We start from the raw sequence: 15,730 nt of genomic DNA, 5'->3' as shown, positions 1-15,730 counted from the left end.
ATTGATATCTCTTCTGCAAGATAATGAAACTGTCTTAAATGTAGTTAATTTTTAATCTCAATAGATTTAGATAAGTCTTACGTATTAATATTACTAAAAGTATTGACTGATTTTCCCCCAGAAGGTTTTAGGTTTAAACATAAACTCCTCTTCAAGCTCTTCCATGGTCTTATCATGGTCATTTATTTTATCAAACATTTTTGCTCTTATTAAATAGATGGACGGGAAAATGATAGCCATTATTGGAACAAACCAAATAATATCAGCCACATCTAAATATCTTGCGTCAAAATTTAGTGAAACAATACATTGATAAGAAAACATTGCAATTGGAACTAAAAGGGCATGATACCACCAATGCTTACATGTAAAAAACCAAATAAAGGAAAGTAAAAGAGGAACAAATTTCATTGCCAGAACCCACATAGCTACATTCGCGCTTCCGTATTCTACACTATAATATTTGCCAAATATTGTATCCCATTCCTGTGTGTCTGGAACATATTCATATAAATAAAACAAAAAGGGAGTAGCTGCAACAATGGTTGCAACTATACTCCCTGTTAAAATTTTCCTATTGTAGGACTTTTTATCCTGCTGGTGGAACTTTAAGCTTTCTTTTGTCAACTTGTGTCGTAACTTGCTCATCTATGTCAATAATGTTAGCTGCCTGAACAGTAAATAACATTCCTCCGAAGATTGCAATCGCTAAAACTAGTTTTTTAGTTTTCATAATTTCTAGGATTTAATTAATTAATTACTACAAAACTAAACTAGGACCTTCTGCCCTGAAAATGGAGTAATGTTAAATTCCAAGAAAAATTGCGGTTTCAATTACGGTTTTTCCGTAACGAACTTGCTCATCTAAGAGTAATGTTTTCAAAATTTAATCAAAATTTTGGTACTGTCATGGCGTTATTTTCGGTTAAACTTTCTTTATTTATGGTCAATTTGAGGGATCGTTGACTGTCTTCTAATATACTAATAGTAATGGTTTGAGCGTTTTCTGGTAATAATTCTGAGATACGTTCTGGCCATTCCATAAATATCCAATGATCTGAAGATAGATAATCTTCTATACCAAAATTGTAGGCTTCTTCAATCGATTCAATTCTGTAAAAATCAAAGTGATAAATCTTATCTTCTGGCAATTGATATTCATTAACAATTGAAAATGTTGGGCTGGTAGCTTCATCAGTACTTTGCATTGCTTTAAGCATCGCGTTAATCAATGTCGTTTTACCAGCACCCATATTTCCATAAAACAAAACAATTTTAGAATCCAAATGTGCCAAAATCTGTTCTGCAATGGAGTTGATATTTTCTATATGATATGTGAATTCAATATTATTCAATGTTGTTGGACATTTTATTGAGCACAATTATAGGTATAAATATTTAGAAATCCTAGAAAAAAGTGTATTTCATCGGATATTTATGCTTTTTACGGATTTATTTAGGGTCTAACACTACAAACGGAATAATCATTTCTTCTAGAGAAACGCCTCCATGTTGGTATGTATTTCTGTAATAACTCACATAGTGGTTAAAGTTGTTAGGATATGCTAAAAACATATCACCTTTTGCAAAAATAAATGAACTACTCATTGTTAATGCAGGCAAATGAATGCTTTTTGGATCTTTTATTGCTAAGACATCTTTATCTTGATAAGTTAGGCTTCGGCCAGTTTTGTAACGAAGGTTCAAACTTGTATCTCTATCTCCAATAACTTTAGATGGTGCTTTTACATTTATGGTACCATGATCAGTTGTCAAAATCAATTTGAATCCAAGTTGTTGAGAAAGTTGAATCATTTCTAGCAATGGCGAATTTTTAAACCAACTTACAGTGAGTGATCTGTAGGCTTTATCATTTGAAGCTAATTCCTTGACTACCTCCATTTCTGTTTTAGAATGAGAAAGCATATCTACAAAATTGTAGACAATAACGGTAAGATCATTGTCTTTTAATGACCTGAAATTCTCTACTAATTTCTTACCTGATTTTAGATTAGTAATCTTATGATATTCGTATTTAAGGTGATTTAGCCCCAACCGTTTTATTTGCTCTCTTAAAAATTCATTCTCGTACATGTTTTTACCACCTTCGTCCGTGTCGTTTTTCCAATATTGAGGATACAATTTTTCCATATCTTCGGGCATTAGCCCTGAAAAAATAGCATTTCGTGCATATTGGGTTGCAGTTGGTAAAATACTGAAGAACGGTAACTCTGAGGCTTTCTTATAATAATTGTTGACAATAGGTTCAAAGGCCTTCCATTGATCATATCGCAAATTATCGATAACAACCATAAGTGTTGGTTGTTTGTCACTTAATTCTGGGACCACTTTATACCTAAATAATGTGTGAGACATTATTGGTGCATCTGTATTTGGTTTAAACCAATCTGAATAATTTTTTTCAATAAACTTCCCAAACTGAGAATTTGCTTCATTTTTTTGAGATTCTAAAATATCGGTCATACCAATATCTTCAATATCTTCAAGTTGTAACTCCCAATAAAGTAGTTTTTGGTATAGTTCTATCCACTCTTCATAAGAATTCACCATAGATAAATCCATAGCAATTTTTCTAAACTCTTGCTGATAGTTAGATGTAGTCTTCTCAGAAATTAAACGCGAGTGATCCAAATTCTTCTTTAAACTCAATAAGATTTGATTTGGGTTGACTGGCTTAATTAAGTAATCTGCAATTTTACTACCAATTGCTTCCTCCATTATATATTCTTCTTCACTTTTTGTAATCATTACAACAGGGAGATTGGCACGACGTTCTTTAATTTCGTTTAATGTTTCCAACCCTGTTAAACCTGGCATATTTTCATCAAGGAAAACGATATCAAAATTAGTATCGTCAATAATTTCGAGTGCCTCTGTACCACTCTGACAAGTAGTAACATCATATTGTTTCTGTTTTAAAAAAAGTATATGTGGTTTAAGTAAATCTATTTCATCGTCAACCCAAAGAATATTAATCATGTTGGTGTATATTTGTTTCTTAATTAATGATTTTAAACATTTTGCCTATCAAGAATAAGCTCAAAATATTTAACGATCCAATTTACGGATTTATTACTATTCCAAATTCTTTAATTTTTGACTTAATAGAGCATAAATACTTCCAAAGGTTAAGACGAATTACGCAAATGGGACTGTCTTATTTGGTTTATCCGGGAGCACATCACACTCGTTTTCATCATGCGTTGGGTAGCATGCATTTGATGCAACAAGCGATAAATGTGCTTCGTTTTAAGGGAGTTAGTATTGCGGAAGATGAAGAGAATGGATTATTAATTGCCATTTTATTGCATGATATTGGTCATGGGCCTTTTTCTCATGCTATGGAACATAGCCTCGTGACAGACATTACCCATGAAGAAATATCACTTTATTTTATGGAGGCGTTAAATGAAGAGTTTAACGGAAGTTTAACTTTAGCCATCTCAATTTTTAAAGGAAAGTACTCTCGGAAATTTATGTGTCAACTAATTTCTAGCCAGCTGGATATGGATAGAGCTGATTATTTGAAACGAGATAGTTTCTATACAGGCGTGGCAGAAGGAAACATAAATAGTGAACGATTAATTACAATGCTTAATGTAGTAGATGACCACCTGGTTATTGAAGAAAAAGGTATTTATAGTGTTGAAAAGTTTTTAATAGCCAGACGCTTTATGTATTGGCAAGTGTATTTGCATAAAACTGGTTTGGTGGCAGAACAATTATTAACTAGAATATTGAAACGAGCCAAGGAATTAGTCTTAGATGGAGAAGAATTGTCTTGCAGTGATGCCCTTAATCATTTCTTAAGTTTAGAAATTAATAAATCTAATTTTGAGGATTCTACCTTGCAAGTTTTTGCCAAACTTGATGATTATGATATTATCTCCGCAATAAAGGAATGGCAATATCATAATGATTTTGTGCTTAGTAATCTATGTGATATGATCATAAACAGGGATTTATTAAGAATCCAAATAAAAAATAAAAGTATTAAAGTTTCAGAGTTAGTTGAGCATAAGCATGATTTAATGAATCGATATAAAATCTCTGAATTGGAGGCAGATTATTTTGTGTTTCAGGGTAAGATAACTAACCAAGCATATCAACAAAAAAAGGAGAACATAGATGTACTATATAAGAACGGAAAAATTAAAGATATTGTAAAAGCATCAGACCAGCTTAACCTTAAAGCACTAAGTAAACCGGTTACGAAACATTATATGTGCTATCCTAAGGAGAGAATGTGATACATTTTTTCTATTTTTGCGGAAAACCAGCAAATAATATCAATTAATTGAAATTCACAGCAGAACAAATAGCAGGTATTTTAGAAGGCGAAGTGGTTGGGAACCCAACTGTGGAAGTTTCAGAACTTGCAAAGATTGAAGAGGGAAAAGAAGGGACGCTTACTTTTTTAGCAAACCCAAAATATAAACCCTTCATATATTCAACAAAGGCTTCAATTACTATTGTTAATGCTGATTTTGAGACAGAAGAAGATCTTTCAACAACCCTAATTAAGGTAGATGACGCTTATGGCGCATTTACCAAGCTATTAGAGTATTACAACCAAATTAAACTTAATAAGGCTGGAGTAGAACAGCCGAGTCATATTTCTGACTCAGCGATGTTGGGTGATAATTGTTATGTTGGAGCGTTTGCATACATAGGTGATAACGTAAAATTAGGTGATAATGTAAAGATTTATCCTAGTGCATATGTAGGTGATAATGTTACAATTAGTGATAATTCTATAGTCTTTTCCGGTGGCAAAATATACTCTGAGTGTATTATTGGTAAGAATTGTGTAATTAACTCTGGTGCAATAATTGGTGCCGATGGTTTTGGTTTCGCACCAAATGAAAAGGGAGAATATTCAAAGGTTCCGCAAATAGGTAATGTTATTTTAGAGGATTTCGTTGATGTAGGAGCCGGAACCACGATTGATAGAGCGACTTTAGGGTCTACGGTCATTCGAAGAGGCGTAAAATTAGACAATCAAATCCAAATAGCACACAACGTAGAAATAGGAAAAAACACTGTTATAGCCGCACAAACTGGTGTAGCTGGTTCTACAAAAATTGGAGAGAATTGTCAGATAGGTGGTCAAGTTGGTATTGTTGGGCATATTACTATTGGTAATAATGTAAAAATTCAGGCACAATCTGGTATTGGAAGACATGTAAAGGATAACGAAGTATTACAAGGATCACCAGCTTTAACATATGGTGATTACAATAAATCATATGTATACTTTAAGAACCTGCCAAAGATTGTAAAAAATATAAACGATTTAGAAAAGAAAGTCAATGGCAATAATTAAAACTGAAACAAAACAAAAGACCATTAAAAAGGAAGTAACACTGGAGGGTGTTGGCTTACATACAGGTACTGATGTTAAATTAGTTTTTAAACCTGGTCTTGAGAATTCTGGATTTATTTTTGAGCGTGTGGATTTAGAAGGGAGCCCGAAAATAGAAGCCGACGCCAACTATGTTACAAATACCCAAAGAGGAACTTGTCTTGAAAAAAATGGAGTAACAATCCAAACTTGCGAGCATGTTTTAGCAACATTGGTAGGTCTAGATATTGATAATGCAATTATAGAGCTTAACGCTTCAGAACCACCAATTATGGACGGTTCATCAAAGTTTTTTGTAGAGGCTATTGAAAAAGCCGGAATTGTTGAGCAAGAAGCCGTTAGAGAAGTGTATGAAGTAAAGCAAGTAGTTTCTTATTCAGACGAAGAATCGGGTAGTGAAATCATTTTAATGCCATCAAAAACCTATCAAGTTACAACTATGGTAGATTTTGGCACCAAAGTATTAGGTACACAAAATGCAACCATGAATGATGTATCTGATTTTAAAGGAGAAATAGCTAATGCTAGAACATTCAGCTTTTTACACGAGCTCGAAATGTTGCTTGAACATGGTTTAATAAAAGGGGGTGATCTTAACAATGCAATTGTTTATGTTGATAAAAAATTGTCAGCTGAAACAATGGAGAGGCTAAAAGTCGCCTTTAAAAAAGATAGTATAGCTGTTAAACCTAATGGTATATTAGATAATCTAACGCTTCATTATCCTAATGAAGCAGCTCGTCATAAATTGCTGGATGTTGTTGGAGATTTGGCCTTAATTGGAACAAAAATTAGGGGTAAGGTAATTGCTAACAAACCTGGTCACTTTGTGAATACGCAATTTGCAAAGAAGATTTCTAAATTGATTAAGAATGAAAGGCGTAACAATGTACCTCAAGTTGATTTGAATTCACCTCCACTCATGGATGTAAATCAAATCATGAATATGTTGCCACATAGACAGCCTTTTTTATTGCTAGATAAGGTTTATGAGCTAACCGATAATTATGTTATCGGTATGAAGAACGTAACTATGAATGAAGAATTCTTCAAAGGTCATTTTCCTGGCGCACCTGTTATGCCAGGAGTATTAATTGTCGAAGCGATGGCACAGACTGGAGGAATATTGGTTTTAAGTACAGTTCCTGATCCTGAGAATTATTTAACGTTCTTTATGAAAATGGATAATGTAAAGTTTAAACAAAAAGTTGTACCTGGTGACACATTAATTTTTAAGTGTTCCTTGATAACTCCTATAAGAAGAGGCATATGCCATATGCAAGGTTATGCATATGCAAATGGAAAATTATGTGCTGAAGCTGAATTAATGGCCCAAATTTCTAAAGTAAAATAAAATGAATCAACCACTAGCATACGTACATCCAGGAGCAAAAATTGCTAAAAACGTTGTGATAGAGCCGTTTACAACTATTTACAATAATGTAAAAATAGGTGAAGGGACTTGGATTGGTAGTAATGTTACTATCATGGAGGGTGCAAGAATTGGAAAGAATTGTAATATTTTTCCTGGAGCTGTCATATCAGCCGTACCTCAAGATTTAAAATATAATGATGAAGATACTACTGTTGAAATAGGTGACAATGTAACAATTAGAGAATGTGTTACCATTAATCGTGGAACAACTGATAAAATGAAGACTGTTATTGGTGATAATTGTCTTATAATGGCTTATTGTCATATTGCTCATGATTGTGTTGTGGGTAACAATTGTATCTTTTCAAACAATAGTACTTTGGCCGGGCATATAAACGTAGGGGATCATGTCGTATTGGCAGGTATGACTGCAGTACATCAATTCTGTTCAATAGGCAACCATGCTTTTGTAACTGGTGGATCATTGGTAAGAAAAGATGTACCACCTTTTGTTAAGGCTGCAAGAGAACCATTATCGTATGTGGGTATCAATTCTGTTGGGTTAAGACGCAGAGGATTTAGTACTGAGAAGATTAGAGAAATTCAGAATATTTTTAGAATACTTTATCAGAAAAACTACAATAATACTCAAGCTTCAGAAATTATCGAAGCAGAAATGGAAGCCACACCTGAGCGCGATGAAATTCTTCAATTTATTAAGAATTCACACAGAGGTATAATGAAAGGGTATTTTAAATCAAATTAATAAAATAACATAACTACAATATGGCAAGTACATCAGATATTCGAAATGGATTATGTATTAAATACAATCACGATATATATAAAATCATTGAATTTTTACATGTGAAACCCGGTAAAGGTCCTGCTTTTGTGAGAACCAAACTTAAAAGTGTTACAACTGGAAAAGTAATAGATAATACATTTTCGGCTGGTCACAAAATTGATGATGTACGTGTTGAAACTCATAAATTTCAGTATTTATATAATGATGGTGAATATTATCATTTTATGAATGAATCGGATTACTCTCAGATTCAATTAACTGAAAACGCTTTAGACAGACCAGATTTAATGAAAGAAGGTGAGATTGTTACTGTTTTAATAAATACGGAAGATGACATGCCACTATCTGTAGATATGCCTGCAAGTGTAGTTTTAGAAGTAACGCACACAGAGCCGGGAGTTAAAGGTAATACTGCAACTAATGCAACTAAGCCAGCTACTGTTGAAACTGGTGCAAAAGTTAATGTTCCATTGTTTATTAATGAAGGTGATAAAATAAAAATTGAAACCGCAAAAGGCACTTATAAAGAACGTATAAAGGAATAAATGAAATTTCCTGAAGTATATACCTTAAAACAGATTGCAAATTTAATTTCATGCAAATATATTGGTGATGATAACTTCCCAATTTATGGTATCAATGAAATTCATGTTGTTGAACCAGGTGATATTGTATTTGTTGATCACCCAAAATACTATGATAAGGCTTTAGAATCAGCAGCCACTGTAGTTTTAATTAATAAAGAAATAGAGTGCCCTAAGGGTAAAGCGCTTTTAGTATCTAATGATCCATTTAAGGATTTTAACAAACTTACACTTCATTTCAAACCATTCAAGTCTTCAAGTGTAGCTGTAGCTACTGATGCTGATATCGGAAAAGGTACAATTATTCAGCCAAATTGTTTTATTGGTAATAATGTAAAAATTGGTGAAAATTGTGTTATTCATTCTAATGTAAGTATTTACGATGAAACTATAATCGGTGATAATGTTACCATACACGCAGGAACTGTTCTAGGTGCATCAGCATTTTATTATAAAAATAGACCTGAGGGGTATGATCAATTGATTTCTGGTGGTCGTGTTATAATTGAGGATAATGTAGACATTGGGGCGTTATGTACTATAGATAAAGGCGTAACTGGAGACACCACTATTGGTGAAGGGTCAAAATTAGATAACCAAATTCAAATTGGTCATGACACAGTAATTGGGGAAAAGTGTTTAATAGCTTCGCAAACTGGTATTGCTGGTTGTGTGGTTGTTGAAGACAATGTTACGATTTGGGGACAAGTAGGTATTAAAAGTGATGTAACAATTTCAAAAGGAACAGTAATATTTGCACAAGCTGGTATAAATAAAACAACCGTTGAAGGTGTAACATATTTTGGAACGCCTGCAAAAGATGCGCGTTCATTCTTTAAGGAAATGGCCTATATTAAAAAGATTCCAGAGATATTAGAATTCATCAAAAAAAATACTAATTAATTCCCTTTACATTTATGTGAAGAAGAATTATTTTTGCATTCGAAACAAATCAAACATAAAAAATATCTAAATGAGCGTATTAGTCAATAAAGATTCAAAAATTATTGTTCAAGGATTTACTGGAAGTGAAGGTACTTTTCATGCTGGTCAAATGATAGAGTATGGTACAAATGTAGTTGGAGGTGTTACACCCGGCAAAGGAGGTCAAACTCATTTAGATAGGCCTGTGTTTAATACAGTTTCTGAAGCGGTTGAAAAAGTAGGAGCAGATACAACAATAATTTTCGTACCACCAGCATTTGCTGCAGATGCTATTATGGAAGCGGCAGATGCAGGCATAAAAGTAATTATAACTATTACAGAGGGAATTCCTGTTGCAGATATGATTAAAGCTGCAGATTACATAAAGGATAAGGGTAGTCGCTTAGTGGGTCCTAATTGTCCTGGAGTAATAACACCTGGAGAAGCTAAGGTTGGTATTATGCCTGGGTTTGTATTTAAAAAAGGTAAAGTGGGTATTGTATCTAAATCCGGTACATTAACATACGAGGCTGCAGACCAGGTTGTAAAGCAAGGATTAGGAATTACTACAGCTATTGGTATAGGTGGTGATCCAATTATTGGGACAACAACTAAAGAAGCTGTGGAGTTATTAATTAAGGACCCGGAAACTAAAGCTGTTGTGATGATTGGGGAAATTGGCGGCCAGTTAGAGGCAGATGCTGCTAATTGGTATAAAAAAAGTGGAAGCAAAAAACCAGTTGTAGGTTTTATAGCTGGAGAAACTGCACCTGCAGGAAGAACTATGGGGCATGCTGGTGCCATTGTAGGAGGCAGTGATGATACAGCTCAAGCTAAAAAGAAAATTATGAGAGCATGTGGTATTCACGTAGTTGATTCGCCTGCTGAAATTGGTAAAAAAGTAGCTGAAGTTCTTTAAAACTCGGTGATTTATAAAAGTTAAAAAACCTTACAAAATCTTGTGAGGTTTTTTTATGTCGCCGTAATTTGTAATTATTATATTTGAGAGAAGTAATTAATAGATTATAAACTAACTAATCATAAAACTAATATGAAACTATTAGAAGGAAAAACCGCAATTATAACTGGTGCAAGTAGAGGAATTGGTAAAGGTATTGCTGAGGTATTTGCAGATCATGGTGCAAATGTGGCTTTCACGTATAGCTCATCTGTAGAAGCTGCAAATACTCTTGAAAAAGATTTAAATGACAAAGGTATCAAAGCCAAAGGTTATCAAAGTAATGCAGCTAGTTTTGATGAAGCACAAAAATTAGCTGAAGATGTGTTGTCTGAATTTGGATCTATTGATATACTGGTAAATAATGCTGGTATTACAAAAGACAATTTATTAATGCGAATGGGTGAGGAGGATTTCGACCAAGTAATTGAGGTAAACCTCAAATCTGTTTTTAATATGACAAAGGCTGTACAACGTACTATGTTAAAGCAGCGTAAAGGATCAATCATAAATATGAGTTCTGTTGTAGGAGTGAAAGGTAATGCTGGCCAGACAAATTATGCGGCTTCTAAGGCTGGTATTATTGGTTTTTCTAAGTCTGTTGCATTAGAGCTTGGTTCTAGGAATATTAGAAGTAATGTTATAGCTCCAGGGTTTATAGAAACTGAAATGACCGCTAGGCTCGATGAAGAAACAGTAAAAGGTTGGCGCGCAGCAATACCATTAAAACGAGGTGGAACACCAGAGGATATAGCAAACGCATGTGTTTATCTAGCTAGTGATCTAAGTTCATATGTTACAGGTCAAACATTAAATGTTGATGGTGGTATGCTAACTTAAAATAGGCATGTAGTCTTCTATTTATATGACTACACAATTATGCAGACAGAAACGATTATATATATAATTATTGCTGGTATAGCAGCGCTTTCATTAGCGCTGTTTCAGTATAAATATAAATCGAAAATCAAAGGAGCCCTAAGATATGTATTGTTTAGTTTAAGAGCTTTGGCAACATTTGGAATTTTACTTTTACTGATAAATCCAAAGTTTGAATCCACTACATATTTTAATGAAAAACCAACATTGGTCATTGCTTTAGATAATTCTGAATCTATTAAATATTTAGAACAAGATTCAGTAGCTTCAGTAGTTGTTGGAAAGATTTTGGAAAACCAAAAAATTAAGCAACAGTTTAATGTCGATCAATATAGCTTTGGAAAAAACATAGAAGTTTTTGATAGTATTTCATTTTCTGAGCGGCAATCTAATATTTCAGAAGCCTTAAAACAATTACAAGAGATTTATAAAAATAAAACAGCACCCATTGTATTTATTTCAGATGGAAATCAAACTCTTGGATTAGATTATAGTTATGTATCTAATGTATTCAATCAACCTGTTTATCCTTTGATTTTGGGAGACTCAACGGTTTATTCAGATTTAAGAATTAAGCAACTTAACGTTAACAGGTATACATTTTTAAAGAATCGTTTTCCGGTAGAAATAATTTTAAGATATACAGGTGAGGAATATGTAAATTCTGAACTAAAGATTTGGAGAGGTAATTCAGTTGTATTTAGAAAGCAACTTCAATTTGATAATATTAAGACTTCAGAAATAGTTAATACAACCTTACTTGCTAATAGTTTAGGGATAAAAACATTTAGGGTTGAAATAGTTCCGTTGGGTCAAGAAAAAAACAAAATTAATAATTATAAAAATTTTGCTATTGAGATCATTGACCAGAAGACAAATATTGCCATAGTGTACGATCAATTACATCCGGATTTAGGTGTGCTTAAAAAGGCAATAGAAAGTAATGAACAGAGAAGTGTAAGTATTTTAAAACCTAATGAATATTTAACTCATATAGATAAATTTCAATTAGTTATATTATATCAACCAAATAATAACTTTAATAAAATTCTTAATGAAATAAAGCGCCAGAATTTAAATACATTTATAATTACTGGATCTGGTACTGATTATGAGTTTATTAATAATACACATTTAAAAGTTTTATGGGAAATATCAAGCCAGACTGAAGATTTTCAACCAGAATTAAACAGAAATTTCAACTCATTTATAATTGACAACATAACATTTGAGGATTATCCACCATTAAAATCAGAATTTGGCGGATTTAATTTCTTGGTTCCGGCAGATGTGATTTTGTATAAGACAGTAAATGGTATAAATACTGGTGATGCCATGTTGGCAACCTATGCCTTTGATAATATGAAACATGCCGTTTTAGTTGGCGAAGGTATTTGGCGCTGGAGAGCCCAAACATATATAGACACGGAAAGCTTTACGGATTTTGACAATTTTATTGGAAAACTCATTCAATACTTGAGTTCCAACAAAAAACGAAGAAGATTAAATGTGGACTATAAATCATTTTATAACGGAAATGACGATGTTATTATATCAGCGCAGTACTTCAATGAAAATTATGAATTTGATGCCAAAGCCTCATTGAATATTCAATTAAAAAATAATGATACTTCTGAATCTAGGGAAATACCACTTTTATTAGATGGTTCAAAATATACTGTAGACTTGAGTGGTATTGATGCAGGAGAGTATGATTTTAGAATTTTTCATAGTGCTGAAGCAATATCGTTTTCAGGTCAGATTAGAATATTAGACTATAATGTTGAACAGCAGTTTCTAAATGCAGATATCAGTAAATTAAATTTACTTGCTGAGAATACAAATGGTAAGGTTTATTACCCTTCAGAATCAGCCTTATTTATAGATGAATTATTAAAAGATAATAGATATTCAACTATTCAAAAAAGCACTAAAAATATTGTACCTTTGATAGACTTGAAATGTCTGCTTGGTTTTATAGCGTTATGCCTATTTGCTGAGTGGTTTATAAGAAAATATAACGGTTTAATTTAAATAAAAGTTAGAAATGGAGAAGTTACCTAAGATTGGATTACCGATTTTAATCGGATTAATATTTTTAATAATAGTGGTTGCAAAATCTGCAGTTACAATTGGTTCGGGTGAATCAGGTGTTTTATATAAAACATTTGGTGGTGGTGTAGTTACTGATGAACCACCATTAGGTGAAGGCTTTCATATTGTGGCACCTTGGAATAAAGTATATGTTTACGAAGTACGTCAACAAGAATTATTTGAAAAAATGAAAGTGTTATCTTCAAATGGTCTTGAAATACAGATTGATGCTTCTGCGTGGTATCAACCAGTTCAAAGTCAGTTAGGTAATTTGCATCAAACTATTGGAGAGAATTATTTACAACGTGTAATACAACCAGCGATTCGTAGTGCAGCTAGAAGTGTTATTGGACGCTATACACCAGATGATTTATATTCAACCAAGCGTGATGCTATTCAGGTTGAAATCTATGAGGAAACAAAGAAAATACTTGATAAACAATACGTTCAATTAAATGAGGTTTTAGTTCGAGATGTCACTTTACCACCGACAATCAAAGAAGCTATTGAGCGTAAGTTAAAACAGGAGCAAGAATCTTTAGAATATGAATTTAGATTAGTTTCCGCAGCCAAGCAAGCTGAAGAAAGGATTATTGAAGCAGAAGGTAAAGCAGAGGCGAATAAAATTCTAAGTGCATCTTTAACAGATAAGATACTTCAAGATAAAGGTATAGAAGCTACAATTAAACTATCAGAATCAAATAATAGTAAAGTTATTGTTATTGGCTCAGGCGATAGTGGCATGCCAATTATTTTAGGTAACCAATAGCCTGTTCAAATTAATGATTTAATTGAAAGTTTTATATTTTAGAAGTCGGTTTACGAAAATAACCGGCTTTTTTTTAAAATAAACCCATATGACTTCTGGCAAAATTTGTATTGTTTCCGGCCATTATCCGAAGGGTGTTTTCTTCACAGAATTAACTAAAAAGCTCTTAATTGAATACTGCAAAAATCATAATTACGAATTGTATTATGACGATGAAACAGAAGTACCTTTGGAAGTTTCTGAACTACATTTTAGGCGCTGTTTAATTCTCTGTAAAGCACAAGAAAAATTCCCTAATGTGGAGTGGTATATTTGGTTAGATACCGATATATATCCAAAAATGTTAAGCCAACCAATTGAATCCTGTATAGACTTAAGTGATTTCCGTATACTTTATCATCTTTTTCACGAAAAACCTTGGGATTATCCGGTTAATACAGGGGTGAAAATTGTTAATCGCAAAGCCATTCCTTTAGAAAAAGAGGTATATTCTAAAAGATTTAATTGTCCCTTTCCTTTTGAGCAAAAAATAATGGCCGATTATATATTACCAAAATATAGAGAACAAATTAAAATACATGATCCCAACCAACTCAATTGTATTTATGGTCTTCATAATATGGATGAGGCATTATTTTTACATGTCTGCAATAAAACGGAATTAGAAAGAAATTTAATTATCTTAAATAAAAATATAACTTATTTTAAAAATGATGCGGATGTCATAAAAAATAAATATTACAGATATTACTACTATTATAGACTTCTAGCGCTTTGGCATAAAGCAAAATTAAAGTATAAAACCTTCAAGAAACTCCTGCTGAATGGCGAATTTAAAGTTATTCTCAAAAATATGAGATCGTCCAGAGTAAATAATCAATTTATGTAAATTTTATAATTTTAATTAATAGTCATAATTAAATATTAATTACTTTTGTCAAATGAAGAAGCATTTACATCATCGTTTTCATTTAGTCGCTCAGGCGAGGTAATGATGTGTTGATTAGTTTCAAAATATTAAAAAACCCGTTTGAGAATATCAAGCGGGTTTTTTTATGAACTAATGCGATGTTCTCAGACCAACTAAAATAGAAATGAATAAATTAAAAATTGCGGTACAAAAGTCTGGAAGACTAAACGAAGATTCTTTAAGAATATTAAAACAAATTGGGATTTCCATTGATAATGGTAAGGATCAATTAAAAGCCTCTGCTCGAAACTTCCCTTTAGAGGTCTTTTACCTTAGAAATGGAGATATTCCTCAATATCTAAAGGATGGCGTCGTAGATGCAGCTATAATCGGTGAGAATGTATTAATAGAAAAAGGAAAGAATATAGTAATTATTGAAAAACTTGGATTTTCAAAGTGTCGAGTATCCATTGCTGTTCCCAAATCTTCTGGTGCTAAAAACTTAAAAGATTTAGAAGGAAAAAGGATTGCAACATCTTATCCAAATACGGTTAATCAGATCTTAGAAAAAGAGGGTATAAAAGCAAACTTGCATATCATCAATGGTTCTGTTGAAATCGCACCAAATATTGGGTTGGCGGATGGAATTTGTGATATCGTTTCTAGTGGAAGTACCTTATTTAAAAACGGATTAAAGGAGATTGAGGTCCTTTTAAAATCTGAAGCTGTATTAGCAACTTCTCCAAAAATTTCTGAAGAGAATCAAGCGATAATTGATAAGATACAATTTAGATTAAAATCAGTGTTAAGAGGTAGAGAAAATAAATATGTTCTGCTTAATGCGCCAAATGACAAACTAGAAAACATAGTAGATATACTTCCTGGTATGAATAGTCCAACGATTTTACCATTGGCAAAAAAAGGATGGAGTTCTTTGCACTCTGTAATCAATAAGAATGATTTCTGGAATGTGATTGATGAACTTAAAGCCAATGGTGCTGAAGGTATTCTTGTATGTCCAATTGAAAATATGGTATTGTAGT

General features: G+C 32.7%; 15 protein-coding genes. 12 read left to right on the top strand and 3 right to left on the bottom strand.

Annotated elements, in window-relative coordinates:
- Positions 1-93 precede the first annotated feature (93 nt).
- The 3 genes from DUZ96_RS08500 to DUZ96_RS08490 form a co-directional block, all read right to left on the bottom strand.
- Positions 94-648, bottom strand: a complete 555-nt coding sequence (locus DUZ96_RS08500; RefSeq protein ID WP_258774352.1) for a hypothetical protein — start codon at positions 646-648, stop codon at positions 94-96.
- Positions 649-890: 242 nt separating this feature from the next.
- On the bottom strand, positions 891-1,355 hold the full coding sequence (gene tsaE, locus DUZ96_RS08495; RefSeq protein WP_309484650.1) for a tRNA (adenosine(37)-N6)-threonylcarbamoyltransferase complex ATPase subunit type 1 TsaE: 465 nt from the start codon (positions 1,353-1,355) through the stop codon (positions 891-893).
- Between the two features lie 97 nt (positions 1,356-1,452).
- Entirely contained in the window at positions 1,453-3,000 is a 1,548-nt protein-coding gene (locus tag DUZ96_RS08490; RefSeq protein WP_114301511.1) for a PglZ domain-containing protein, read from the bottom strand.
- A gap of 26 nt (positions 3,001-3,026) precedes the next feature.
- Here DUZ96_RS08490 and DUZ96_RS08485 point away from each other — a divergent pair, with 26 nt between their 5' ends.
- The 12 genes from DUZ96_RS08485 (at position 3,027) to hisG (ending at position 15,729) form a co-directional block, all read left to right on the top strand.
- On the top strand, positions 3,027-4,271 hold the full coding sequence (locus tag DUZ96_RS08485) for an HD domain-containing protein (RefSeq protein WP_409010768.1): 1,245 nt from the start codon (positions 3,027-3,029) through the stop codon (positions 4,269-4,271).
- A 47-nt stretch (positions 4,272-4,318) separates the two neighbouring features.
- Positions 4,319-5,347, top strand: coding sequence for a UDP-3-O-(3-hydroxymyristoyl)glucosamine N-acyltransferase (gene lpxD / locus DUZ96_RS08480; protein WP_114301510.1), 1,029 nt, complete (start codon positions 4,319-4,321; stop codon positions 5,345-5,347).
- Complete coding sequence (locus DUZ96_RS08475) at positions 5,334-6,740, top strand: bifunctional UDP-3-O-[3-hydroxymyristoyl] N-acetylglucosamine deacetylase/3-hydroxyacyl-ACP dehydratase (protein ID WP_114301509.1); 1,407 nt, start codon at positions 5,334-5,336, stop codon at positions 6,738-6,740. Before lpxD ends, DUZ96_RS08475 begins: the two co-directional genes overlap by 14 nt.
- A gap of 1 nt (position 6,741) precedes the next feature.
- Positions 6,742-7,527 carry an acyl-ACP--UDP-N-acetylglucosamine O-acyltransferase gene (gene lpxA / locus DUZ96_RS08470; RefSeq protein ID WP_114301508.1) on the top strand — a complete coding sequence of 262 codons (786 nt, stop codon included), beginning with the start codon at positions 6,742-6,744 and terminating at the stop codon, positions 7,525-7,527.
- Between the two features lie 20 nt (positions 7,528-7,547).
- Positions 7,548-8,114: an elongation factor P gene (efp, locus tag DUZ96_RS08465; RefSeq protein WP_114301507.1), complete on the top strand. Its 567-nt coding sequence runs from the start codon at positions 7,548-7,550 to the stop codon at positions 8,112-8,114.
- Positions 8,115-9,056, top strand: coding sequence for a UDP-3-O-(3-hydroxymyristoyl)glucosamine N-acyltransferase (locus DUZ96_RS08460; protein WP_114301506.1), 942 nt, complete (start codon positions 8,115-8,117; stop codon positions 9,054-9,056).
- 70 nt (positions 9,057-9,126) lie between these two features.
- A complete protein-coding gene (sucD, locus tag DUZ96_RS08455; RefSeq protein WP_114301505.1) occupies positions 9,127-9,996 on the top strand; it encodes a succinate--CoA ligase subunit alpha in 870 nt (289 codons plus the stop codon).
- Between the two features lie 132 nt (positions 9,997-10,128).
- Positions 10,129-10,875, top strand: coding sequence for a 3-oxoacyl-[acyl-carrier-protein] reductase (gene fabG, locus DUZ96_RS08450; RefSeq protein WP_114301504.1), 747 nt, complete (start codon positions 10,129-10,131; stop codon positions 10,873-10,875).
- 39 nt (positions 10,876-10,914) lie between these two features.
- On the top strand, positions 10,915-12,948 hold the full coding sequence (locus DUZ96_RS08445; RefSeq protein WP_114301503.1) for a VWA domain-containing protein: 2,034 nt from the start codon (positions 10,915-10,917) through the stop codon (positions 12,946-12,948).
- A gap of 13 nt (positions 12,949-12,961) precedes the next feature.
- Positions 12,962-13,777: a prohibitin family protein gene (locus DUZ96_RS08440; RefSeq protein WP_114301502.1), complete on the top strand. Its 816-nt coding sequence runs from the start codon at positions 12,962-12,964 to the stop codon at positions 13,775-13,777.
- Between the two features lie 88 nt (positions 13,778-13,865).
- Positions 13,866-14,666, top strand: a complete 801-nt coding sequence (locus DUZ96_RS08435) for a hypothetical protein (RefSeq protein WP_114301501.1) — start codon at positions 13,866-13,868, stop codon at positions 14,664-14,666.
- Positions 14,667-14,871: 205 nt separating this feature from the next.
- Positions 14,872-15,729 carry an ATP phosphoribosyltransferase gene (gene hisG, locus DUZ96_RS08430; RefSeq protein ID WP_114301500.1) on the top strand — a complete coding sequence of 286 codons (858 nt, stop codon included), beginning with the start codon at positions 14,872-14,874 and terminating at the stop codon, positions 15,727-15,729.
- The last annotated feature ends 1 nt before the right edge of the window (position 15,730 follow it).

This window comes from Winogradskyella sp. KYW1333, from assembly GCF_003335675.1.
In the GTDB taxonomy this organism is placed as follows: Bacteria; Bacteroidota; Bacteroidia; order Flavobacteriales; family Flavobacteriaceae; genus Winogradskyella.
Note: the sequence above shows the minus strand (reverse complement) of the source record. Positions and strands in the feature narration are given on the sequence as shown.